Origin of the sequence: Dyadobacter sp. CY345 (assembly GCF_021502725.1) — a bacterium.
Classification (GTDB): Bacteria; Bacteroidota; Bacteroidia; order Cytophagales; family Spirosomataceae; genus Dyadobacter.
The window spans coordinates 1194946-1220089 of sequence record NZ_JAKFFS010000001.1 but is presented as its reverse complement, the minus strand read 5'-3'; the positions used below and the strand labels follow the sequence as shown (position 1 = coordinate 1220089).

The 25144-nt window shown below is 43.3% G+C and carries 14 protein-coding genes and 1 pseudogene; 5 read left to right on the top strand and 10 right to left on the bottom strand.

Going from position 1 to position 25144, the window contains the following annotated elements; translation table 11 throughout:
- Positions 1-37 precede the first annotated feature (37 nt).
- The 10 genes and pseudogenes from L0657_RS05115 to L0657_RS05070 form a co-directional block, all read right to left on the bottom strand.
- A complete protein-coding gene (locus tag L0657_RS05115) occupies positions 38-811 on the bottom strand; it encodes an SDR family oxidoreductase (protein WP_235149336.1) in 774 nt (257 codons plus the stop codon).
- Between the two features lie 72 nt (positions 812-883).
- Positions 884-1120, bottom strand: a complete 237-nt coding sequence (locus tag L0657_RS05110) for a 3-hydroxyacyl-CoA dehydrogenase family protein (protein ID WP_235149335.1) — start codon at positions 1118-1120, stop codon at positions 884-886.
- Positions 1117-1778: pseudogene (locus L0657_RS05105) on the bottom strand (3-hydroxyacyl-CoA dehydrogenase NAD-binding domain-containing protein). Before L0657_RS05105 ends, L0657_RS05110 begins: the two are co-directional and overlap by 4 nt.
- Positions 1779-1886: 108 nt before the next feature.
- A complete protein-coding gene (locus tag L0657_RS05100; RefSeq protein WP_235149334.1) occupies positions 1887-4949 on the bottom strand; it encodes an efflux RND transporter permease subunit in 3063 nt (1020 codons plus the stop codon).
- Between the two features lie 10 nt (positions 4950-4959).
- Complete coding sequence (locus L0657_RS05095; RefSeq protein WP_235149333.1) at positions 4960-6003, bottom strand: efflux RND transporter periplasmic adaptor subunit; 1044 nt, start codon at positions 6001-6003, stop codon at positions 4960-4962.
- Positions 6004-6021: 18 nt separating this feature from the next.
- The gene (locus L0657_RS05090) at positions 6022-7329 is read right to left on the bottom strand and encodes a TolC family protein (RefSeq protein WP_235149332.1); all 1308 of its coding nucleotides are present in this window, start codon (positions 7327-7329) and stop codon (positions 6022-6024) included.
- A 196-nt stretch (positions 7330-7525) separates the two neighbouring features.
- The gene (locus L0657_RS05085; RefSeq protein WP_235149331.1) at positions 7526-8131 is read right to left on the bottom strand and encodes a TetR/AcrR family transcriptional regulator; all 606 of its coding nucleotides are present in this window, start codon (positions 8129-8131) and stop codon (positions 7526-7528) included.
- A gap of 546 nt (positions 8132-8677) precedes the next feature.
- A complete protein-coding gene (locus L0657_RS05080) occupies positions 8678-9439 on the bottom strand; it encodes a hypothetical protein (protein WP_235149330.1) in 762 nt (253 codons plus the stop codon).
- Positions 9440-9653: 214 nt separating this feature from the next.
- Positions 9654-10460, bottom strand: a complete 807-nt coding sequence (locus L0657_RS05075) for a helix-turn-helix domain-containing protein (RefSeq protein ID WP_235149329.1) — start codon at positions 10458-10460, stop codon at positions 9654-9656.
- A gap of 1016 nt (positions 10461-11476) precedes the next feature.
- Complete coding sequence (locus tag L0657_RS05070) at positions 11477-13666, bottom strand: tetratricopeptide repeat protein (RefSeq protein WP_235149328.1); 2190 nt, start codon at positions 13664-13666, stop codon at positions 11477-11479.
- Positions 13667-14086: 420 nt separating this feature from the next.
- Here L0657_RS05070 and L0657_RS05065 point away from each other — a divergent pair, with 420 nt between their 5' ends.
- The 5 genes from L0657_RS05065 (at position 14087) to L0657_RS05045 (ending at position 25144) form a co-directional block, all read left to right on the top strand.
- Positions 14087-14755, top strand: a complete 669-nt coding sequence (locus L0657_RS05065) for a hypothetical protein (RefSeq protein ID WP_235149327.1) — start codon at positions 14087-14089, stop codon at positions 14753-14755.
- A gap of 74 nt (positions 14756-14829) precedes the next feature.
- Positions 14830-15390: a cupin domain-containing protein gene (locus L0657_RS05060; protein WP_235149326.1), complete on the top strand. Its 561-nt coding sequence runs from the start codon at positions 14830-14832 to the stop codon at positions 15388-15390.
- 70 nt (positions 15391-15460) lie between these two features.
- A complete protein-coding gene (locus tag L0657_RS05055) occupies positions 15461-16186 on the top strand; it encodes a LytTR family DNA-binding domain-containing protein (protein ID WP_235149325.1) in 726 nt (241 codons plus the stop codon).
- A 1403-nt stretch (positions 16187-17589) separates the two neighbouring features.
- A complete protein-coding gene (locus L0657_RS05050; protein WP_235149324.1) occupies positions 17590-19275 on the top strand; it encodes a hypothetical protein in 1686 nt (561 codons plus the stop codon).
- Positions 19276-19279: 4 nt separating this feature from the next.
- Positions 19280-25144 (top strand): carboxypeptidase regulatory-like domain-containing protein, encoded by a 5865-nt coding sequence (locus L0657_RS05045; RefSeq protein WP_235149323.1) that lies wholly within the window; start codon positions 19280-19282, stop codon positions 25142-25144.

Here is a 25144-nt window from a genome sequence, read left to right as displayed (position 1 = left end):
CCCAAAGTTGCAGCCCGGCTATTTTTATAAACTAATTTTACCGTTGACTTGCCAAACCTTTCTTAATCTTCATCATGATACTATCAGGCACAAAGTTTGGGAGTTTAGAATTAAACCAGTTTTGAAAACCCACTACTTTATTTCCGGTTCCTTTTAATAGATGGTCTACACCTTGTATTGCCACTTCTTTAGGATGCATCGGTTTGGTTTTGTGCAGATTTGTAGATTGCATTTCGGATGTCGTAAAGCCAGTTTTTACCGTGCCTGGATATAGAGAGATAACGGTAACACCAGTGCTGTCTAATTCGGCATCAAGTGTTTCACTAAATGCCTTTACAAAAGCTTTGGTAGCAGAATAAACAGAAAAATAAGGCATTGGTAAAAATGAGACCACTGAGCCTACGTTCATAATTCTGCCAGATTTACGGCTAACCATATCTTGTGCAAAAAGCTTGGTCAGTACCACCAGACTGGAAATGTTTAAATGAATCATGCTTAATTCTTCTTCCAGCGAGGTATCTGTAAAATGCCCGTAGTTGCCTACACCTGCATTGTTGACCAGGTGGGTTACTATAAAATTTTCCTTCTTCACCGCTTTATGCAGGCTTATCGCAGCATTTACATCAGATAGGTCCGCGGCAAAATACTCAACTTGAATGCCATATTCATCTGTCAGCTCAGCTTGCAACTTCTGCAATTTGGATTCGGTACGGGCGACCAATATCAGGTTCAACTTTTTCGCAGCCAATAAATTGGCCATCTCATAGCCAATACCAGATGATGCCCCGGTAAGGAGTATGTATTCTTTCATTTTGAATAAAATTTAAGTTAGTAATATTTGAATATTGAATTTCATCCTATTGGATACATTTCAAATTATGCACTATTTCAAAAAATCCGCATTCTGATATCCCGGGTTTGGGTACGAGTAAAAACCTTCCCCCGTAGAAATACCGAGCTCGTTTTTAGCAATAAAGTTTTCCCTCAGAAAATCCCTCCTGTCTTTCCACACCTGCTCGCCGGTCAATTCTGCATAGGACGTCGTGACATTATAGGCGGTGTTCATTCCTACAAGGTCTGCCATGGCCATAGGCCCAAGATCCGCTCCTACTGTTTTCATCCAGGTTTTGTCAATGGATGCGGCACCCGCAACCCGTTCCGGTACAGATCCAGACCTGCCATCAGCCAGGGCACTAAAAGTGAGTTCATTACATAACCAGGCTGTTCTTTATAGATCGGTATAATCAGCATGCCAATTGTTTTGGCGAACGCAACCACCTGCTCAAAAATTTCAGGAGCTGTTGTGGCATTTCTCATAATTTCAGCCACATTATTCTTCCACAGATAATTAGCAAAGTGCAGCGCCAGAAACCGATCCGGCCTGCCGGTCTGCTCAGCGAACTGACTTGGCAGCATCGTGGATGAGTTGGTGCAGAAAATGGTTTTTGTCGGAGCCAGCAGAGCCAGCCTGGTATAAAAATCCTTTTTATCTGAATGTTTTCAGGAATTGCTTCAATGGTCAGATCTGCATCTTTTACCGATACCGCCAGATCGGTTGTAAAACTTACTCGTGATACAGCAGCGTCCAGATCGGCAGGGTCCGCATTGATATCTTGCTGGTAAAGCACTTTAAACTGCTCAAATTTCAGCTTCGCATTTTCCAGCAATGCTTCACTGATATCGAATAATGTAACATCATAACCGTGATATGCAGTATGAAAAGCAATCTGGGCACCCAGCACTCCTGATCCAAATAGGGTGACGTTTTTAATTTTCATCTTTATAAATTTAAAATATTTCTTAATCAGATTCGTTAATCGAAACTTTCAAAGTTTTGAAATACAGACTGTTGCATTTGCATTCATCTGGTGTTGCACCGTTTTATGTCAGTCGTTATCCATGTCATTATCAATGCTTGGCGGAATCAGCTTGTACATCACCGGGGTAACGATCCGAGATAGAATCGTGGAGCTGATCAGTCCTCCGATAAGTACTATGGCAAGCGGCGCGATCTGTGGATTTGGGTTCATTGCAATCGGGATCAGACCGCAAATGGCCGTTATCGAAGTAAGCACAACAGGCAAAAACCTTGTCTCCCCGGCAATACTGATCGCTTCCTCGATACTTTTACCCTCTGCTCTGAGCTGGTTGGTAAAATCGACGAGCAGCAGCGAATTTTTGACCTGTATTCCTGAGAGTCCGATAAAACCAATAATCGAAACAAGCGACATCGGATTGCCCGTCATTAGCAGGAATACCACCCCACCCAAAACGCCCAGCGGAATGATTGATAAAACGATGATGATCCCCTTAAAGGTTTTAAATTGTAAAAGCAGCACGCCAATAAAGAGAAAGGTGCTTAAAATGATGACCGAAAGAAAATTTCCGCCCAGCGCATCACCTTCTGATTCGGCTTCTCCTGACAATTTGTAATAATTACCCTTCGGCATTTTCAATTTGTTAAGCTGCGGCACAACATCTTTCAAAATATCGTTGGCCAGCATGTTGTCCTTTGTCAGCGAAGTAACTTTTGCAAACCGCGATTTGTTGAAATGGTTGATGGCCGTTGGCGAGGTCTCAAAGCCGATGGTCGCAATCTGATCTACCTGCACAGGCTGCCCCTGGATGTTACTTACATAAAGGTTTTTTAAGGCATCCAGATTTGAAAACTTTTCGCGTGGGATGGTAATGACCACATTCCTGGCATCGCCCCTGTCATCAATGTAATCTCCGACATTGAGCCCTGCAACCGCCAGTCTGATCACCTTGTCGATGTCGCTGGTCATCACGCCCAGTGTCCTGGCTTTTTCTTTGTCGATGCTGATCTTTACATCCGACTTATAGGTATTTAGCTCGTTATTGATAAAAAAGGTGCCCGGGTGCTTTTTTAGTATCTCTTCCACTTTGAAGGTTAGCGAGCGCAGCGTATCCTGGTTATCTCCAAAAATCCGCACCACGATATTGGCTTCAATTGGGGTACCCTGGTCAAAATCTTTTACCTCAATTTTCGCATAAGGAAAATCACTGAACTTACCTCTTAGTTTTTTGATCAACTCTGTTTTCGCGTCCGGACTTGTTTCTTCTTCCAACTGCACAAAAATCTGTGCAAAATCCGGTTTAATATCCTGCTGGTGGACATTGTAGTAGATTTGCGGATTGCCTTTTCCTACATTGGAGGTGTAATAAACGATTTCTTCATGCTTTTTCAGCTCCGTTTCCACCAACCTTGCCGCCCTGTCGCTTTCGGGGATATTGGCTTGCAGGGGCATTTTGATATTGATCAGAAACATCGGTTTTTCTGAGGTAGGGAAAAGCTTGAATCCTGCCAGCGGGAAAAGCAGAAACGCCAGTACGCTCAATGCAAGCGAGATGCCAATCGTTACCTTAGGCCACTTTAAGGCAACGGGCATGATTCCCCGGTAAGAAAAATTCAGAAATCCCTGCAATTTCCTAAGGAAATAATTGCCCTCTCCATGCTCGTGGGTTTTAAGGATCTTGCTTCCGATAAAAGGTACCAGCGTCAGCGCGACGATCATTGATGCGAGTACACTGGTAATGATCGCCATCGGAAGACTGCGAATGAATTCTCCTGCCATATCAGGCAAAAAGGCCAGTGGTAAAAATGCAATGACAAGTGTGGCGGTACAACCTACTACGGCTGCCCCAATCTGTCTGGTACCTTTTAAGACGGCATCTTTTCTGGAATGTCCTTCCCTAAGCCACCTTTCAATATTTTCCACCACTACAATGCTATCGTCAACCAAAAGGCCTAGCGCTACCACCAGCCCCACGATACTAAGCTGATTAAGCGAATAGCCTAGAAGATTCATTGCAATCAGGCCGAGGGCCAGAGAAAGCGGTATCGATATCATCACGATCAGCGAAGGCCTGAAACCCAAAGGCAGCAGTGTAACGATCACAAGCAGGATGGCCAGTCCGAAATCAAAGCCAAGGTGACCCAGCCGCTTGGAAACCATATCGGCCTGATCAAAGTTTTTGACCATTTTGATATTTGCAGGCAACGTTCCGCTGAATTCTTCCAGGACAGGTGTGTACTGTGTTTTCACCTGACTGATGTCTACATCGTTTTTCATCGCAGCGGTAACCAAAATACAGCGCTGTCCGTTGATGCGGGTGATGTGGCTAACCGTGCCGTCTTTATAGCTCACCCGGGCAACATCTTTCAGGTATACGATTTTTCCGTTGGCATTGTAGATGACCGTATTTGCTACATCTTCTGCATTTTTGAACTTGCCGCTGGTTTTGACATTAAAAACCTTGCTGTCCATATGGATACTTCCTCCGGGAATGTCAGCCGCTTCACTTTGCAGACTGCCTGCGACCAGGTTCATCGGTATTTTCAGCTGCGCGAGCTTGTCCAGCTGCAAATCAATCCGTATCTCCTGCTCTGGCATGCCAGTATATTTCACCTCCCGCAGGTTGGTTATCTTTTCCAGCTTGGTTTTTAAGATGTCGGCATTGTCCCTAAGTGTTTTCGACGATGCGGTAGTTGATATGAGCGCAACCTGAATAATTTTCACATCAGAGGATGCGATTTTTTCGGTCTTGATCTGATAAATTTCTTTGGGAAGCTCGCTGTTTTTCAAAGCGTTTATTTCCGTAGAAATTTCCTGATACTTATTGTCCACGTCGACACCATATTTAAACTTGATCTGAATGGCAGCTACGCCATCTTCCACTGTGGTCAGAATCTTGTCGATGTTCTCCAGACCGTAAATTTTATTTTCTATGGGTTTTACAACCTGTTCTTCCATGTCTTTCGGACTTGTGCCAGGGTAGATTACCGTCACCAGATATTGAGGCGGATGCGTAGTGGGGTCTTCTGAGCGTGGCATTGTCAGCAGCGTCAACACGCCCACAACAGCAACCAGAAGGAAAATGATCAGGGTAAACTGATAATTTTTAACAGCGAAACTGGTAATTTTCATTGCTTTGAGATTACTGTATTACTTTAATTGTAGATTCTTCGTTCAAGTAGGCGCTATTGGAAATGACCACCTGATCGGTCGGTTTCACCCCCTTTTTCAGATACACTGTTTTATTGTCGAAACTGGCAATATCAATTGGTACCTTCTTTACTTTTCCAGGGCCGTTTAAAATGAATGCATAAGCCGTATGCCCGTCCGCTTCCACCAACGCATCATAGGGAATGCTCATCACGTGCTGCGCTTTTCCAGTAGCGATTTGTGCCTTCCCAAACATGCCCACAGCAGGTGTAATGTCAGTTAATTTCAATTTTAATTCCACCTGAAAAGAGGCTGCGGCCGCATCAGCGGTTTGAGACTTGCGCAGTACGTAGGCATCAATCGGTCTGTCCGGATATCCGTCCAGAATAACCGTTGCCTTTTGTCCGGCAGCAACAGCGGCCCACTCCTTATCGGTAAGCCCTACCCTGAGAAGAAAGCTTTCATCCTGTTTGGTCTCATTGATAACCAGCACAGGGCTTCCCGGCGCGATCACCTCTCCTTCGGAGGCCACCCGCTGGGCTACAAAACCATCGGAGGCAGCGTAAATCCTGGAATACTGCTCGTTGAAGGAAACGGTTTCACCCCCTTTTTTGGCGATGTCGAGCAGCGTTTTGGTATTCTGTAACTGTTCTTTGGTATACACACTGTCGCGGTAAAGGTTCACCGCCCGGTCATAGTCGCGCTGCGCCTTTTCTACATTCAGATTCGACTGGCTCAACCCCGCTGCAATTTCTGTTGCATTTAAAACGGCCAGCAATTGCCCTTTTTTGAAAGATTGTCCTTCTTCGACCAGAATGCGGCTGATCACCCCGCCTATTTTAAAGCCATACTTGGCTTCGTGTTCGGTGCTTACAAGTCCTGTGGCAGTGATATTTCCTGAAACATCAAGGGCGCTGACCACGGAGACTTTCACAGGAATAGCTTCCCTGTCATTGAAATGAACTTCTTCTTTGGGTTTCTGTTTGCAGCCCAGAAAGACCGCAGCACCCAAAATCAGTAATGGTATCGTTTTCATATATTATGTTTTTTTGAATTATTGAAAAGTAAAACTGGCATTGGCCCGCTCGATCGAAGCCTTGGTAATCCAGATGTCGAACAGCGCAATATTGGCATCCAGACGGGCATTGATCAGCTGGTTTTGCGCATCTAGAAGCTCGATGTAAATCGCCACGCCTTCCCGGTATAATTTCAGCTCATCGTTGTAGTAGGTTTGGGCAGTTTTAAGCTGCGACTGCGCAGATTGGTACTGGGCTACCGCGCTCCGCATCTGGTTCTGCCGTACTTTCAGCTCCGTTTCCAGCTGCTTTGCAATGTAGTCAGTCTGTACTGAAATGCTTTTTTCTTCAGCGGCCGCTTTTTTGATCTTATAATTATTCTTCCCAAAGGCAAAAAGGTCCCAGTCCAGCGAGACGCCCCAGAAATAGTAGCGGCTCTTTTTATTGAATTCCCACTCGAATGCCTGCGAACCCAGGTCTATATACGTCCCAACTCTTGGGATGATATAGGATTTAGCAAGGCTTGTCAGATTGCTATTGATAACTTGTGAAATTCTTAGTTTCTCAAGCTCCTCCCTTCCTGCGACATCGCCAGCCAGCAGCGCACTAAATTCGGGCAGACTGGTAATGGAGTCAACCTGGACGCTATCGGTCAGCGGCCGGTTAAGCAGAAAATTAAAATAATAGCCCGCTGACTCTTTCGCTTTTCTGGACGCTGTCAGCGATGCATTGATCTTGGTTACTTCATTGGCGCTTCGAATCACCCCGGTGCGGTTCACCTTCTCATTATCAAAAAGCACCTGGTTGATCCGCTTGCCCTCCTGTACCAAGCTTAGTGAGGATTCATAAATCTGCACGGCATTGGTTGCCTTGGCATACTGATAGTAAGCAGTTTTGATCTCTTTGACCAGTTCGCGCTTATACACCAGCACTTCCGCTTTTTGCAGATATACCTGCTGACCTTTGATACGCTTGTTATAGACCAGTTCCGCATTGATCAAAGGCATCGTGGTCCGAAATTTTGCATCATAAAAATTGTCGGGGAAAAGCTGGATACTCTGGTTTTGCAAATTAGGAAATGCGTTGGTGCTCGTCAGCTGGTTTAGCGTAGAGTAAACACCATTTAACAGATCTCCGGTCGGAAAATCGATCGTTCGTCCGCCGCTTGCCTTGTTGTAGGTAGCAGAAAATGACACGCTGGGCAGAAATATGGTTTTGGCTTCGGCCAGGGCCAGCACGTTCCTTTCCAAAAGGAAGTTCTGCTGTTTGATGCTCTGATTTGAGCTGAGCCCTTCGGTGATGTAATCATGAAGCCTGTCCTGACCCTGAGATGGGTGAGCTAGCATGGCCAGCAATGGAAACGACAGCGCCGCCTTCCAAGCACCTGATTTTTCTAGCAACTTGTTCACTGTAATAATTTTAAACACTGTTTAATTGAGAATTAAAAGACTAGGCCAATGCTCTCAGGATATAAAATATCCTGTCACGACCGGCCTTAAATAACGCGTACTCTTTTTGACTAAAATTTAAATACTCCTAACCTTACTTTTGCTCTATCAATGCGATAAAGGTTTCATATCCATGCAGCATCAGCTCTTCACTCGATTTCTCAAAAAAACCAGACATCCGGTCTTTACAGTAAAGTGAGCAAATCCCATGTACCAAAGATAATGTCATAAAAGTGAAATGCTTATTATGCAGTCCCTGGAATCTTCCCCGGTCCTGGCATTGCTGAATAACACCTGATAAATGCTCAATCGCTTCCTGTGCAATCTGAAACCCCTCCCCTTCGGCTTTACCCGTCTCACTCACTAGAAACATCAGATTGTAATAGTCGGTGTGTTTTTGTGCGAAGCGGATAAACACTAAACCCAGCGCTTTATAGCGCTCATAAGGATCGTTAATGCTATCCAAAGCTTTCATCTGGCTTAAAAATAACAGGAACCCTTCCTTATGAAGCTCATGAAAAATCTCACTTTTATCTTTAAAATAAAAATAGATTGAACCCGGACTGTAATTGATCGCACTGGCAATGTTGCGAATACTGGTCTGCTCGTAGCCCTTTTCAAGAAAAATCTTGCGGGCACTATCCAGTATGCGTTTGTGCATTTCTATTTTTTCCTGCTCTTTTCTCTTTGCAATTGACATAATAATCTTATTCGATATGCAAATCTATTAAACAGTGTTCAATAAAAAAACTTTTTCATGATATTTTTTGAACACTGTTCAAAAAATATCATGAAAATTGGAAAATAATAGATACTGAAAGTACAGTTTAACAGGTCTTTCGAGCAGTTAATTGAACCGTAAGTGTAGCGTGAAGCTTACAGACACACATAACACCACAAAACGGTAAACCTCTAAATATTTCATTTTAACGACCAAATTTTTATACATTTCGAAGCAGTTACAAAACTCAACTTTATAATAAATTCTGGGACCGAGCCGCAGCTAACTAGCTGACCTATGTGTACGTGTAAACACGCAGGAACGGTTGAAATTATGAACTGCGGCTAGTAAGCAACTTAGAAAGAAACCATCCGGCAATATCTCATATCAGAAATTATAATGAGGAGTTAGTCTGTACGGTGCAAGTGCCTGCTTCGAGGGAATGTCAAGTGTCCCCCACTTCTATGTACTGCTGATGGTCAATCAGCAGTAAGGATAACAAAACAAGTCTGTTATTTAATTGATCTAAGGCTTCGAATACGTTTTATCCCAATTCAGCTGTACATCTGCGACACTTTTATGAATCTTATCATGTAGTAATCCCGCCAATTCAGGATCGGTTAAAATCTCCCTTTGGCTCTTTAATGTGCTCCATAAATTTTTAAGGCCCTGAGTTCTCCCTGCGTCATATATTTCTCCGGCGGCAATATGCCAGCGACATTGGTACCAACCATAGTTTTGAGGATAATTTGGGCCTATCTGATTATAATTCGTTTCGAGTTCTTGAAGCGTGGTATATTTTAATGTGGATCTGTCCGTGGTCGCAACTACCATTTTAGGGAAGGTAGTCAGGGCATTCAAGAGCTCAGGTTCCTTTTCAGCAATGTAAGCGTGGAGCAATATATTAGGAAATAACTCACCCATCCACTTACGCTGCATCACCAATCCGCCCTGATTATGATAGGCATGGCCCAATTCGTGGATCGCCAGCAAGTCAAAGAAGGGCTCCATAGTCAAGCCTCCATTTTTATCTGAATAAGCTTCTTTAACGAGCCCTGCATATGCTGCCGGAATTTTTTCAGTCGCAGGAACCATGCTTTTCCAATAATCATTATTCTCGGCAGCCACAATCAGTATTTTATTGCCGGTATAATGGGGCATACCGTAAAAAGGAAATGTGGTGAAGTTTTTCCAATCTCCCGGAGAGAGTATGAGAAGGGTTACTGTTGGCGTAAATTCCAGCTGTTTGGCGTAGAATGTCAGGACGCCATCGAGTTGCTGAGCCATGCGCCGGGCTTTCGCTTCTGCGCCTTTATTATAATACGTATCTGTCTGATATCCCTTCAGATGTTTCAGGCCTTAATAACTTTGCGCATTTAAGTGATGGCAAATGAGCAGAAAGCATGCGATTAGTAATTTCGGATAAGATGTCTTCATGATCTTTTTGTCACAAATCTATCTTACAAGTTGACTCTGTGCCTAATACAAAATCGACATTATCTTAATACCGCATGTCCTTTTGCATACGCAGTGGGGTCGAAAGCAGTTCTTGCTCTATGATAGACGGGTTTACCCCGGCAAAAATCTTGAAATCCCTGATCATGTGCATTTGATCGAAGTATCCCGCCTCGTGGGCTATTTGCAACCAGCTGAGTTGTGGGAAATCCTCGCGCAGTCTGTATGCTTTGGAAAACTTCAAAATGCGGGCATAAAATTTCGGGTTCATGCCTATTCTTTCTTTGCACGTCCTTTCAAATTGTTTCAAGCTCAGACAAGAAATTGATGCTGTTTTTTCGATAGACATAGCACCATTAGTGTTTAAAAGCGCACGCATGGCCACATCAAAAGGCAACATTTTCCTGAGACCGATTACCCTTTTTAAAAGGAATTCTTCTACTATATTTTTACCTTCCTCGATGTTGCAAAGATTTTGTAAGCGTTCATTCACGCTTTGCATCTCGGCATCAAAAAAATCCAGTGCATTAAACCCGCCATCAGCTAATTGGGTCATCGGAACATTCAAGATGCGATACATGGCGCCCGGCAGAAAGTCAACGCGTACAGACCTTAGACGTTTGTGGACTTTGACATTAACACGTGAAAGCTGAGGCCCGGTAAGCAATATAAGTGGCTGCTTTTCAAAGTTTGCTGACCCAGGACGGCCCATGGATACTGGATCGTTACAATAAAACATCAATGATTGAAATGGCGAAGGGGGAAATGGGGTTACAACCTCACTATTTTCCTCCATCAGCGTCACATCTACCGTTAGTATGTTAAGTACATATTCGTGGAGAGCCGGGTGCAATAGGTGTGTTTTTACTTCCATTTAAAAAGTATTATCTATCAACAATCACAATTGTGTTACCAAGATACAAAAAACAGATATAACAAACTATTCAGACACGCTTGCATCTACATGGCTATATGCCACGTAGTTTCTTTTCTTTAATCCGATAAATCAGGAAAATCAGCCTGTCGTGTTATGATACCCTTCGAATCCAATTTTTCATGATCGTAATCGTCTTGTAAACTCAATACCTTTGGCGAAGTGATCGAGCAATGTCAGATCTCCATGGTTAATTTAGTTTCAATTGCCCGGCTTAAAGTCCGGATTCTATCGGGGTCTATACTTTGATACAAGGCGACAATAAAACCAGTCGGCTTTGAAGAAAACGAAACGGAAAGCCTTTTGATCGCAGAAACTTCGGGAAATTTTGAAGGAAGCCCAATTGTCCTAACCTATCATTTAGTGATAATTAATGACTTAATACAGTCCTTGAAATTTACAGGGTAAACAAGGAAAGGCTAACCTTAGCCATTCCAATTTCTATTGCTGTCAACAAATCGCTCCCAGCATTTCCAAGGATTCCATAGTGGAGAATTCTGACGCTTTGACCATATGATTCCTTGGCAGATTGACCATCAACAGACTATTACTCATCGTGTGCTAAATAATTATCATCATTTACTTAAACTGTTCAATTCCAACCGAAACGACCTATCCTTAATTTCTGAATTGGGGCGATCAGTGGCACCGAATTCTCCACTATATAAGCTATTTTGACGTCAAGACGAGCTATTTTAAAAAAATCAACTTTCAAGTATTTCAAAGACCATTCTCAAAACGCCAAATCAAATTTATTGCCAACCGTTCGGCCAAGAGAAAACGTACCTTCACATATATAGATATTACAATTATGAATGGTCTAAATTTAAAAAAGATTCTGTACTGCCAGATATGAAAAATGATTTCTCTAACAACTACCTGTCAGCTAAACAAGAGTTTTGAAACAAAATTTCGAGAGCCAGCATACATTTCACTTAGTAAATTTCAATGGAATCTACACCGAGCAGCGGCAGGGAGATTACGGCAAGTGTTCCTTTGTGATCAGGGCCTTCTTCAACTGTGAAGCTTGCGGAACCATGATATTGTAAATTAATCAGCCTAATTCGTTCTCTGATGGATTTCAATCCAATAGATTTTTCTTTTATGGCATTTATTACAGTTTTGCTTATTTTCGCATTCAAGCCAATACCATTATCATGGACTGTAATTACTATCGTTTGATCGGATCGTCGCATGTTAACTGCAATATGGGCATCCGTTACAGCTGAGCTAACAATCCCATGTAAGATGGCGTTTTCTATTAAAGGTTGTATCAGCATCGGCGGCAGGAGTATCGTATTTAGTGAGATGTCGGCATGATCGAAACTGTATGTAAAAGAACTATCATAGCGCATCGCTTCCAATTCCGTATACAATTGCAGTGCTTTCCATTCTTTATCCGCCGCAACCAGACTTCTGGTAGAATTTTCCAGAATCAGCCTGCTCAAGGAAGCAAATTTTTGTATCAGTCTTGAAGCCGTCCTTTTATCGCTGTCCATGATATAGGATTCAATAGAGTTGAGTACATTGAAAATAAAATGAGGATTCATCTGAGAACGAATGGCGCTCAGTTCACTTTCCGACAGCTGATACTGATGTTCTAATTTGAGTGTATTTTGCTCGGCTTGCTGACGTTCCAGAATGTTCGTAAATTTCAATCTTCTTATTCTGTTAAGGTTTAATATATAGATCAATAAAGACGCCAGACTGACAATTGCCAGAATGCCATATAACCAAAGCTGCCGGATCTCTAGCTTGCTTAGTTTTTGCTCCTGTGACAGTGCATTTAGTTTACTGGCCTGCAGCTTTTCGTTATTTTTTGAGATAAGCAATTGTTTTTGTTTTTCTCCGCTGCTTAGTTTCTCATTGTCCAAAAGTGCTTTCTGTAAATCTCTCTGCTGCAAACCTCTTTGCAATTCAGCACGGTTCAGAGCCAGTTGCAATTGCTGTTGCTTTAACTGACCCTCTGCCAAAATTTGTTTTTCCCTATAAACAGCTTCTGTTTTATCGAACTCATATTTCAAACCCATTCGGGTGATTTCATTTTTCTTTTGGTCATTACTGATACTGTCCCCAAACTCCTTATACTTTTTATAATAACTAAATGCACTATCCGGCATATTTAGGGCGGTGTAAACTTCACTTAAACCCAGGCTGGCATCTCTTTGAAGATCTAAAACATCCACTTCCCGGGCAATTTTTAACGCATTGAGTGCATAGAATTTTGCTTTTAAATAGTCATGCTTCTGAAAATAGGCGTCAGAAAAATTTTGAAAGTTAAATCCTAGGCTCTTTTTATTATTGATTTTTTCATTTAGAACAATAGCCTTCGAGCCGTAATTCAAGGCAAGATCAGGTTGGCGCAATTCGCTATAATAACCAGATAGATTACCATTTTCACGTGCACTTGTCCGCAAATCGCTCACTGAATCTGCAATTTGCAATGCTAGTTTACTGTATTTTACAGCCTCATAAAGATTTTTGTTTTTTTTATGCAGGATAGCAATGTTGCCCAACACATGCGACTGCCCCCCGTTATGCTTGTATTTCCTAAAAATAGGCAAGGCCTTTTCGTAATTCTTCATTGCCTGATCATAGTTTCCCATTTCGGTATACACAATTCCGGTATTCACCAGCATAATACCGACATTGATCTCATTTTTTAGCTTTTCCTGCATTTTTAAAGCCGGCAAAAAGTATTTTAAAGCTTCCGCAAACTTTGCCTGGGTCATATAAACCAACCCAATGTTAGCTAATCCCGCAGCAATACCCACCTCGTGATTGATTGCTTTATCAACAGCCAAACCCTGACTGTATGATTCTAAAGCTTCAGAATGTCTCGAAAGGTACATCATAATAGCAGCCCTATTTCTGTGCGCAGCGGATACATTCTTTTTGTCTTTGATACTATGCTGAAAAGAAAGAACCTCATCCGGATATTTAAGCGCTTGTTCAGGAGTCAGCTTCATGCTCTCATTTGCCAGGTTTAACAGCAGCTCAGCGCGCCGGTCGTCTTGCTGAGGATGGCTTTTAAGAAGTATTGACAGCGAATCTGTTTTGGCATTCTGCGCATAACAATCCGTCGAGTCCATAAAAGTCAGTATTGTCATGGCATAAAGGGCCATTCTCAAGAAAAATTTCAAACTGAACATCTTGTATCTATTTGGCTAGCGATTTGCGTGATTTCTCCCGCATTAAAGTTAGCTATAATAAACAAAGTTTAATAAAGACTTCACTAGCCAATCATTACTCTTCACTGGTTAAAAGCGCTCATTCGCTCAATGAGATTTGATGGTGCCTAAAATTCGCGCTGAAACCATTTAAGCAGCCAGCTTATAGCAAAAGTCAATTTGGCCAATCTACCGTATTTTTAATAAACTCCGAACTAAATCCCAACTACAAATTTACCGGATGCTCCTTTGACTTCGCTCACATTCAATTACTGTTTACTAACTAAAAGACATGTTTCAATCATTGTCCTAAAATGTGATTGAAAGCCACTATAAGTTTGGGGCATCTTAATCTCAAACAAAAAAAGCAAAATCATGAAAAATCTAATCAACATCTGTAAAATGCTTCCTATATTGTTATTGGTACTTGGCAGCTGTAAAGAAAAGTCAGCGGATCCGCAAAACGCCGTCATTAGCACAAGCGAACTCGCTGACTATTACCTCGTAGCAGAACGTACAAACACAAACCAAAGGTTAGTAGTTTTCTACTTTACAAAAGATGGAGATGCTGTTACTGCGTCCTCACATTTACAATATGCACTAAGAGTCAAGGAAGTTAATGTAGAAAATTCAATTTTTAGTTTTGATTTCGACTCTGACGGAAAGTTTGTTTACACCTTTGAGCTTGAAAGAGACGCAAACGGAAACTTAAAACTGAAATCATCCAGTTATTCTTATAGTGGTGGTGCTAACGAACTTAGCTTTGCAACAATTGCAAAACGAACAGATGCAATTTCTTTCGAAAACGATGAGTTCCGGACGGGTTCGTCTCCTATAAAATTTGGAAAGGACATTACAAGCAATGCGTCCATAATAAAATGGTTCGACAACGGCATTTATCCCTTCTACATGTTAGGAAATGTCGGATTCAAGACAAACAACGGTCAGCTCTTCGGTGCTGTGGTTCCTAGCTGGAAAAATATCAGTTCCCCTGTCATGCTTGTGGAAAGCGAAGACGAGGTGCTTGTCTCCATTAAGCAATAATAAGATTAGATACACAACAGAATTTTATGATGTCCTAATGCGCAAATTATCATTATATTAGCTAACAAAAAGATATGAAAAGACGACATCTTATCCTGTCCGCATTGATGGCAATTCCTGCCGTTTCATTTGCCAGATTCCGTTTCCTGAAAAAAGATAAGCCGGCAATCCGAGCAAAAAAAGGATTTATTATTCGCGCAGATGAAAGCCGCTTTCATGGAGAACAGAAAAAAGTAGAACATGACCGCTTAAGATGTGTCGTTTCCTGTGAAGACAGTGATGGCGGTTTGCTGATTGGAACTACCACTTCAAAATCACTGATCGGTAAAGGTGGGCCACCTCTACATCTTCACGAGCACCAGGACGAAATTTTATATGTAGCATCAGGAGAATTCCTGATTCAGATCGGAGAAGAGATAATAAAAGTCAAAACCGGCGATGCGGCTTTTATACCAAGGGGTACCCATCATACTTTTGCAAATCCCGTTGTCAATAACCCGGGTACGCTCATATCGATTTTTCAACCCGGCAACAAACAAATGGAAGCAGATTTTAAAACAATTGCATCCGGGAACTTCCCCAAATCCTGGGAAAATGATCCTACAATTGTCGGACCGCCAATCAAATTGAATTGATCGTATTGTGGTCAATCGGTTAAAAAAAAGATGTTTACAATCAACTAATGACATTGAAGTACAACAGCCAATGATGTTAAGAGCCGCAATTTTAGATGATGAAATCAGAGGAACCAAGTTGCTTGCCCACAAGCTTGCCGTCTTTGAAAGCGAGATGCAGGTAGTTGGTGTATTCAACCAGCCAGCCCTGGCAGCAGATGCAGTTGCAGCACTTAACATTGATGTTATTTTTCTGGATGTAGAAATGCCCGTCTTGAACGGCTTTCAATTTCTTGAAAAACTTGGAAGCTTTGACTTCGAGGTCATTTTTACCACCGCCTATGATTCTTATACTTTGGAGGCGTTGCGATTAAGTGCTGTGGATTATTTGCTTAAACCCATTGACGAAGAGGAATTGCAAACAGCGATCACCCGTTTAAAAAAGCGGGTAAATGAAAAAGCAAAATATAAACTTGTTAAGCCGGACAAAAAACCAAGTAATCGCCTTGCATTGCCGACAGCCGAGGGAGTATACATTGTAGATAAAGCCAATATTATCCGGGTGGAAGCGATGAGTAATTACAGCGTCTTTTTACTTACTGACGCAAAAAAAATAGTGGTATCCAAAACCTTAAAAGAATTTGAGCCCGCTTTAAACGATGTCAACTTTATGAGAATCAATAGATCCGTGATTGTCAATCTCGATTTTGTTGTTAAATACCGCAAAGGTGATGGCGGCACTTTAGAATTATCCGATGGATCTGAGATAGAGGTTTCTCCACAAAAAAAGGAGGCTTTGTTGTTGTGGTTGTATTGAAGTTAAAGACATCCCAGATACATCCAAAAACAACTATCATTGCATACCATTTATTATCCTGTTCCGAATTATAACGTTTACCACACCTATAAATGAAATCAGATACACAATCCCCAAACCTACCTTCCCGAACCTTAAAGTTTTCAAGTCGAACTCTCTGTAAAGTGCGCTGCCTATAATAATAGCTAGGATAACTAAGATTATTGGGAAGCCTTTTTGATCATTCTCTATATTAATTATGATTTGTGGAGTAATTGTTAATCCGATTGGATACGCAAAATAATACAATTTCTATTCACACTTGATTATTACAAATTGAAAGAGAACGCTAGTGTAAATAACATGCTTGATAAAAGGGTTCTTTTGCCTAAGTCCGGCAGTGTTCAAATAATTGTTCGCCGATTATCTTATATTGGTCCTCGTGTTTAAATCGCTGCTATCCTGAGCTGCTTTGTCTAGTATTATTTGTTTTACTACCAGGATTAGGCAATGCATTCCATCAAAATCAGCAACAAGTTGGCCTTGACTTTGTTCTTGCATGTATCTTCAGTTGATGAATCCCATATCATGTAAATTCATCAAGAGTTACAAATCTTTTTCTATCTTCTAAACCTGAACAATCACTATTAATAGTTTCTGCCATAAAATCTCCTAACCCTTCTTTCCTATTTTCCCATTGATCTAAAACATTTGACGGATCTCTGATTTAATTTGGGGTTTAAGATCGTCAAATAGTTTTGTTAATTTATGTCCATAGTTGGACTTCCCTTAGCTCAACCAATACAGTGCCTTCAAGTTCAGCTCAATGGAAAGTGAAAAATTGGTCTCTGCAACTGTAACATAAGAAAGATCTTGTTGCGAAAATAAACCAATAATATGTTTTGCATTAAAACGCATAATGGTATCCCTTCCAATTCCATAGAAACATGTGGCGTTATAAAAAAGATACTTAATTCCTAAGATAGCCATGTAGTGGCAAGATTCAATTATCACACCAACCAATATTTTCTAGCTAACATTCTGATTAATGTTAATAATAAACATTATGGCAATTGCTCTCCTATGAATGGTTGTACTCGATATTCATACATAGGTACACTAATTCTCAAAAGGCTACTTTTTCAAACCGGTCAAGAACTGCTGCATTGTCCGTACCTAACTAAATGTTCACTTTTCCAATGCTCTTTCCCCCTTCCCTCACATCAACACACAATTCACTAATTAAAATACCTGCTTCAATCATTGCTCCAAAATCCCATCTTAAAGAAGTATAAGTTTGATTCAATGATCCTCCCTACGACGCTAAAACGAATCATTTGTAAGGTTTAGCGGTAATCGCAATTAATAGTTTTACCCGGATAGTTAACAAAAAAATATCATTCAACCAGGAAAAACGAGTCAGTATGAAACTTCATTTACGTTTACTTTTCTTTGGGTTATCAATTTTGGTGATTCCGGCCGCAGCCCAGGATCTCTCCACGGTTGCAAACCAGAAAGCCTTTGCGATCAACGGTGCGCTTGATGTGCGGGCAATTGGCTACCAATCAAAGGGCATCGCCGCCAGAAGAAGCCCGTTTTCATGGATCATTTCAGGAAGCCCAACGGTTTCTGTCTACGGAATCAGCATTCCAATCGCGTTTATGTTTACCGAACAGGAGCGGTCTTTCAGCCAGCCTTTCAATCAGTTCGGGTTAAGCCCTACTTACAAATGGGTTACGGTGCATGGCGGGTACCGGAACGTCAGCTTTTCTCCATATACGCTCGCCGGGCATACCATGCTGGGTGCGGGCGTTGAACTGAACCCTGGAAAATTACGCTTCGGTCTGATGAGCGGAAGGCTCAACCGTGCTACAACAGTCGATACAACCACCGGAGTGCTTCGCCCCCAAAGCTTTTCACGTTTTGGAACTGCTCTTAAAGCGGGTTACGGAACAGAGCGCAACTATTTCGATCTTAGTTTTTTACAGGCAAAGGACCGTGAAAAAGACTTTGGCATTACTCCCGACTCTGCACGCCTGAGACCTGCGGCCAACTCGGTTTTGGGCACTGGTTTTAAAATCAGTTTTCTAAAAAACCTTCAGGTATTTGGTGACGGTGGGCTGAGTCTGTACACACGCGACAGTGGCTCGGATCTGGAAGTAGAAATTGATTCTTCACAGAAGTTTTTGAGAAGAATTTCGAAAATTTTAAAGGTCAATTCTACAACCGAATATTACACAGCCTACAATGCCGGAGCCGGTTATACGAGCAAACATTTTTCACTGAAATTAATCTATAAATATGTTGATCCAAACTTTCAGTCGATGGGCGCTTACTTCTTTCAGGATGATTTAAGCAACCTGACTATCAACCCTTCATTTAATGCACTAAACGGAAAACTACGCTTTGTCGGAAGCTTCGGAATTCAAAAAGACAATGTAAAAAAACAAAAAAATGCGACGACCAGTCGTATGATCGGGCTGGCCAACCTTTCCTGGGACGTCACCGACAGGCTCGGACTGGACGCCAACTATGCCAACTTCACGACCAATGCAGAACCCACCGTGGCAATCGTAAACAACCGGTACCTTCTGGCGCAAACAAACAGCAACGTTTCTGTAACGCCCAGACTTATTGTTCCAGGGAAAGCAACGACACAGGTTGTAATCTTATCATACAATTTGAGCAGCCTGAAAGATCTCAGTAAGGACACTTTGCAGGAAGCCAACATCCTCTCACAGATCATTTTTCTCAATCATAGCCTTACGCTAAACAGTCTGGGCGCCACCATCAGCTCCGGTTTGAATTATACCTCCAATAAGTTCGCTGCAAACCAGGTAAAAAATTACAGTGCTAGTCTGGGTTTTTCCAAAGCATTTTTAAAAAACAAACTCACTTTCAGCAGCAGTAACAGCTTCATTATCACCAAGCCGCTGCAAGGCGAGGGCAAAATATGGAATGTGGGCGCGAAAGTATCGTATAGATTAGCTCAAACGCACCGGCTTGCCCTGCGGGTAAATGCGCTGAACAACAGCTTGACATATTCCGACAATGAGCCTGTGCATTATTCGGAGTTGACAGGTGAATTAGGCTACACTTATAATTTCTGATATTATGGCAAGGTTAATACTATTTTTCTTTTTTGTTTGTGGTAGTCTGTCTGCCGGTGCCCAGAACACTTCGGTGAGGCTGACTTTGAACATTCTCCCACCCTACTCAACCAGTTTGACCGACTACCGGCCTTCACCGTCCGGACCGGGGAAAATGATTCTCACCGTGCAAAACCTGGGATCCCTTGAACAACGCATTTACATCCGTGCAGAAGTACGCGGCGAAGATAACGGCGTTCGGATTTTCACCAGTCCGGATTACGTACCTCCCACACCGATTGTACTTAATCCGTTTGAAACCAGACAGCTTTTCCCTTCTGAGATTATGGAGATTTATGATCCAAACCGGCTGGTTTACATTGGCACAGATCAGCGGCAGATCAAAAACTCTGACAGGGTTCCCGAAGGCATTTATTCCATTTGCGTACGCGCTTACGATCATACGCCCGGAAGGACCCAGGTACCGGTATCGATGGCTAATCCGGCAGGTTGCGCTACGGTTTTCATGCGAAACACTGAGCCGCCGATACTTATCCAGCCTTTTCAGGATGCAGAAGTAAAAGCGTTTCAGCCGCAAAACATCATTTTCTCCTGGGCCCAGCCCGCCGGCTCTGATCCGGGAACGCGTTACAGGCTGCGAATTGTGGAAATGTTTGAGGGAGATGGCAGACGTATGGACCCCAACGTAATCTATGAAGCTTCCGGCTCACCTATTTTTGATCAGGAAATTGCAGGCAGCACTTACATTTATGGGCCGTCGGATCATGCGCTTGTTCCTGGCAGGCGTTACGCCTGGGCCGTCGCTGCGGTTGATCCAAACAGTAAAACGGCATTCCGAAACAACGGCAGAAGCGAGGTCAGGGCATTTTTGTACAAGGCTTTTTTACCCGAACAAATTGCAGTAGTACCGGTGCACAAACAGGAAAAACTAAAGAAAGGCAAAGCAGTTTCCTTATCCACTGTAAAGTTTACCAGAGATACACAGATTCGCGATCTTGTGCTGAATAAGTTCAAAGGAAAATTGACCTGGGCTTTTAGAAAATCCGAATCAGGCTTTGTTCCCGCGCCACCACCGGCTGCGGTGAAGGACCCCGATTTCCCAAATTCCTCCGGGGCAGGCATAGGCAATGTAAACTTCCGCGCCTTTGAACTCACATCCGCGGTCCAGAGCAGAGTCACTAACTCAACTGTTAAAGCAACGGACAAGAAAAATAACACGCCGGCCAGCGCTGCCGGCAACAATTCAGGAGCCGTATATGCTTTGGGAGGCGGAGATACGCGCATGCGCGTGTTGTCAAATCCTCTTTCGGATCGCGCCACAGCCAATACCCAAAATTTGCTTTCGAAACGGCAGCGGCAGCAAGAGAAAATCCTTTCACTTGCTGATGAAAAGCATTATCCGTTATCGCAAACAAAGGTCAGTGTTTATCTGAGAAAAAAATCGGTATCAGGAAAGCCCGCTCAGGCAGCTCCGATGATTTTCTGGGTCGATGGAAAGGAAACAAAAGAAGAGATTTTATTAGGACAAACCAATACAAACAGCGACGGAGAGTTTGAGCTCAACTATATGGATGATATTCCGAATGGGTATGATGTCTATCTAAAAATCGATAACCCGTATTTTGAATTTGCAGATTACGACATTCCTCTCGTAGCGGGTCAAAATGGCACTTACGATTTCGGAGAGCTGCTAGGACTTGCCAAGACCTTCCGGATCAGAGTGAAAGTCGTCAACGAAGAAGGATCTGAACTGGATCTGGCAACGGTGCGACTTGAAAGAACCAACGGGTTTTACAGCAGCGCTACCACAAATCAGAACCTTCTACACGAAGTAATGAAGGACAGCATCACAGGAAATCCTGCGGAAGTGGTAGCCATGGGAAAAAGCGGTTCTTTCTGGCCAAGATTATTTTACAGCCGGGGATTCGCAGACTCCTACTCCGTTGTGATTGAAGGAGAAGGGATTAAAAAAACCGTTCACAACCTGAATCTGATCGATCTGTCCAATCTGGGTAGTAATCTTTCCGAGGCCGACCAGGTTGTTTTGCTTGAAAAAAGTTTTGTGGCCAATATTTCATTGCCTGTGGTGGAAGGCCGTGTGCTTACAAAAAACGGAGAATTACCCGTAGCAGGTGCGGTGGTAACGGTACGCAAAAAAGGAAGTATTTCGGGTGAGTCGACCCGATTGTCTAACGGCATGATCGGAATCACTTTCAGCCTGAACGACCGGTCAGCCGTCACAGATAGTCTTGGAAAATTCAAGGTCGAAAATATTCCTGTGAGCTCAGAAGCCGCCGAAGTAATGGTTGATTTCAAAGGCAAAAAAACAATTCATGACAAAGATCTGTATCTGTCCCAGCGCGGATTGCGTGAGAACATAGATCCGTTATTTATCAATGCCGAGCTGATCACGGTTGTGGGTAAAGTAGTGGATGTAAACGGAGAACCGCTTGCGGATGCCTCACTCAACTGGAAAGGCGGTGGCAAGGCGTTTTACAGTGAAGAAGATGGTAGTTTCACAGCCAGTCAGACTGAAGGCAAACATACGCTTATCGCTCGTAAGCCCGGCTTTCGTGATATCGAATACCAGGTTGAGCTGAAAGCAGAATCCAAGCAAAAAGGATCAGCAGTATCGGCAAGCACGGCAACATCCATCACCGCAAATGTGAATAAATGGACACAGTCGGTAGGCACAGCGCAGGTGAATTTTAACGACACTGGCAATTATAACGGTAAAAAAATTACACCAAAACCACAAGCGACGCCGCCGCCTGCGAAACCGGGTATTCAAAATCAGCCAAGAAATATTACTTCCACCAGCGCCTCAGCCGTTCTTACAACTGCTGCTCAAAATTACTTTGATGTATTTTCGGACGGAATGGCTTCTCAGTCTGTTTCATCCGGACATGTGATCGTCATGAGCAAGTTTTTTGTGAAAGCATTGGTTAAAGATGCCGCTACCGGAAAGCCCATTGCCAATGCGAAGGCGTCAGCGGAAGGCGGAGTCAGCATAGCGGTGACCAATGCGGCCGGTATAGCCATCGTCGAGGATGTGCCGGGCGGCAATGCGGCCATTGTTGTAAGCGGACCGGATGGTTCCTTTTATGCGACAAGAAAAGCCGAGGTCATTTTAGATGCTTCAAAAGATACACTTTCAGTGGAAGTGAGTTTGAAAGCAGGTTCCAAAGCCAGCGGGATTGTGAGACAGGGCGGAGCGCCGGTAGCCGATGCAGTTGTTGCCGTAGAAGGATTCGAACATATTAATGCCAAAACCGACCAGCAGGGCAAGTATTCGCTTTCCGGAATACCAGCCGGAGAATATACCCTGATCGCCAGCAAAGAAGGTATGCTCGCCGGAGAAAAAACACAGCAATTCAGTGCAAATGAAACCTACCCGATTGATTTCACACTGACAGATCCGGGATTCAGCGCAGCCAGTCTGCTTGGTTTTAAACTCGTATTGCACCGCTCAAAACCAGGTGAAGCGGCCAATGAGTTCGTCATTTCAGGAGAATTAAAAGACCTGCCCGACAACCCGATTTTCAAAAAAGCGGGCAACACTCCACTTTCGCTTCGTTTTACAGATAAAATAATCATCAAAGAGGGTAACAGCATTTACCCAAAAGGCGGTGAGCTGATCACTGATGTATCAGAAATCAAACTGAAAGTCTTTGATTATCTGATTATTAAACTAAAAAATACAACCGGACTGCGCGTACGCCCCGCTTCACCCGGCAGCCGCACACAGGGAGAGATCGCCGGCGAAGCGGACATTGATTGGAGCGCAACCTTCTCTTCTCTTTCAGGAATCACTTTGCCGGATGTGCCGGTAAAAATCAAAATTGGTAATACAGACAACGTCATTGCACCCATCAACAGCGCAGGTACCGCATCGTTCACAACGCTCGGACTTTCCGGCCCGGCGGAAGGATGGAGTTTGTACGGGATCAAGGTACTCCCCGATCTGCCTGGCTGCACAATTAACAAAGATGGTTTGAATCTGAAAGGTAAGGTTAAAATTGAAAACGTGCCCGTTTTAAGTAACCAGGAATTGAAACTCGACCGGTTTGTAATCAATAAACGCGGCGAGATCAAGGATGTTAGCATTAGTCTGGATCCGAAGCCAACGCTGACACTTGTTGCCTGGAAGCTGAAACTGAGCGGTGTTAGCATCAACCAATACGGACTGAAACTGAATGGAGAACTGGAAGTTCCTGTGCCATCTTCTGACGTGGCTAAAATCACCGTAAAGGAGTTGGGGATCAATGGCGAGCAGCTCACCGGCGGAACGTTTCTGCTTCCTTCGGCGGGTTTGGACATCTTCGGCCAGGTAAAATTCAAAACAAACCCTGGAAAAGATTTTACAATTCAGAAGATTGCCGGAAGTACAAATTATCGGTTTATCGGCGCGGGAACAATAGATCTGCCGAAATGGATCAACCAGCGTATCGCGCTCGATCATTTCAGTATAGCGACCAATGGCGAATTTTCAGTTGTTGCAGAAACGGATGTTGAAGTGGATTTTGCAGGCATGGCCAAACTGGGCATTACCAAATTCGGCTTTGCATCCAATGTTTCCCAAATCACTGTCGGAGGAAAATTCAGGCTGAATATCCCCATGTTTGGCATTGGCGCGGATGGAACGCTTTATTTCAGAAAGGGTCAGGCACCACGAATTGATGAACTGGGAGTTAATTTCAATCTGGCCTCAGCAATCGCATTGGAAGCCAAGCTCAAATTCAATGAAAATGAATTCAGAGGTCTGGGAGCAATGAAACTCGCCGGTATACCTGGCGTAGGACTTGAATTTTGGTATATAAAAAAGAATGCTGGTCCCCGCGTAGGTGCACAGTTTGCGACCAAAGTGGTGATTCCAATCGGTTTGGTAAAATTAGACGGCTTAACCGGTGGTTTTGATTTCGATTTCGCAGAGAATATTTATAGCATCAATGCAGGTGGACGGATTACGGTTGCACCGGACCCCTATGGCGTAGTCGCACTGGACCCGATTGCTATCAAAATTACCTCCGCCCCAGGCGGTCCGATATTCGAGGGCAATGCAGGCGTGAAGGTGCTCGATGCCTGGACGCTGGGATCAGCCACCATGAAACTGGATTTCAACCGCAAGCAGTTTTTCATCGACGGAGAGTTTGGTGCAGGATTTAGTTTGATGAAAGGAATCGACGTCGAAAATAAATCCGGCGTTCATCTGGAACTTTACACCGGTACAGGAAGTAACTATTGGTTTGTTGCCGGATATTCCAGAACACGAATTTTAGGAATATTTGACACCGGTGTAACCATAGCCGCCGGATGGAATGTACCGAAAAGCACACACACTTCATTAAGCGGCATTCCGGATTATGTACTAACCAACGGACGATTATACGGAGGTTATTTCGGAACCCATTCCTCGATTGACATCGGAACTCCCTCAATTGATTTTGCAGGATTGGCGACTGCTTCGGTATGGTATAAAAACAGCGGGATGTGCGAGGTATATGCCAATTTCAAATCCGGCAGCTTCGGGCTGAAACTCGCCTCCGAATGGAATGCCGGAGCAAGTCTTTCCATCACCGGTGTGGGTACAATTGCACATGCGGATGTCAGGTTTGCAGGAGGCGTTGAAGGTTATTACAGCAGCAGCAACTGGGGAATTCGAGGCTATCTTTCAGGAAGTGTGAGAGGACATATCGGATGCGACGGCGGATGTAATTTTATTACCTGGGGTGGTTGTTTCAATGCCTGCGTGCTGGGATGTGAAATATGCCCGATTCCCTGCGGATTCAAAGTTTGTGCGAGCGCGGCAGCCGACGTTTCTTATAGTTCATCAAATGGTTTGGGTATATCACTAAGACTTTCTAAATAA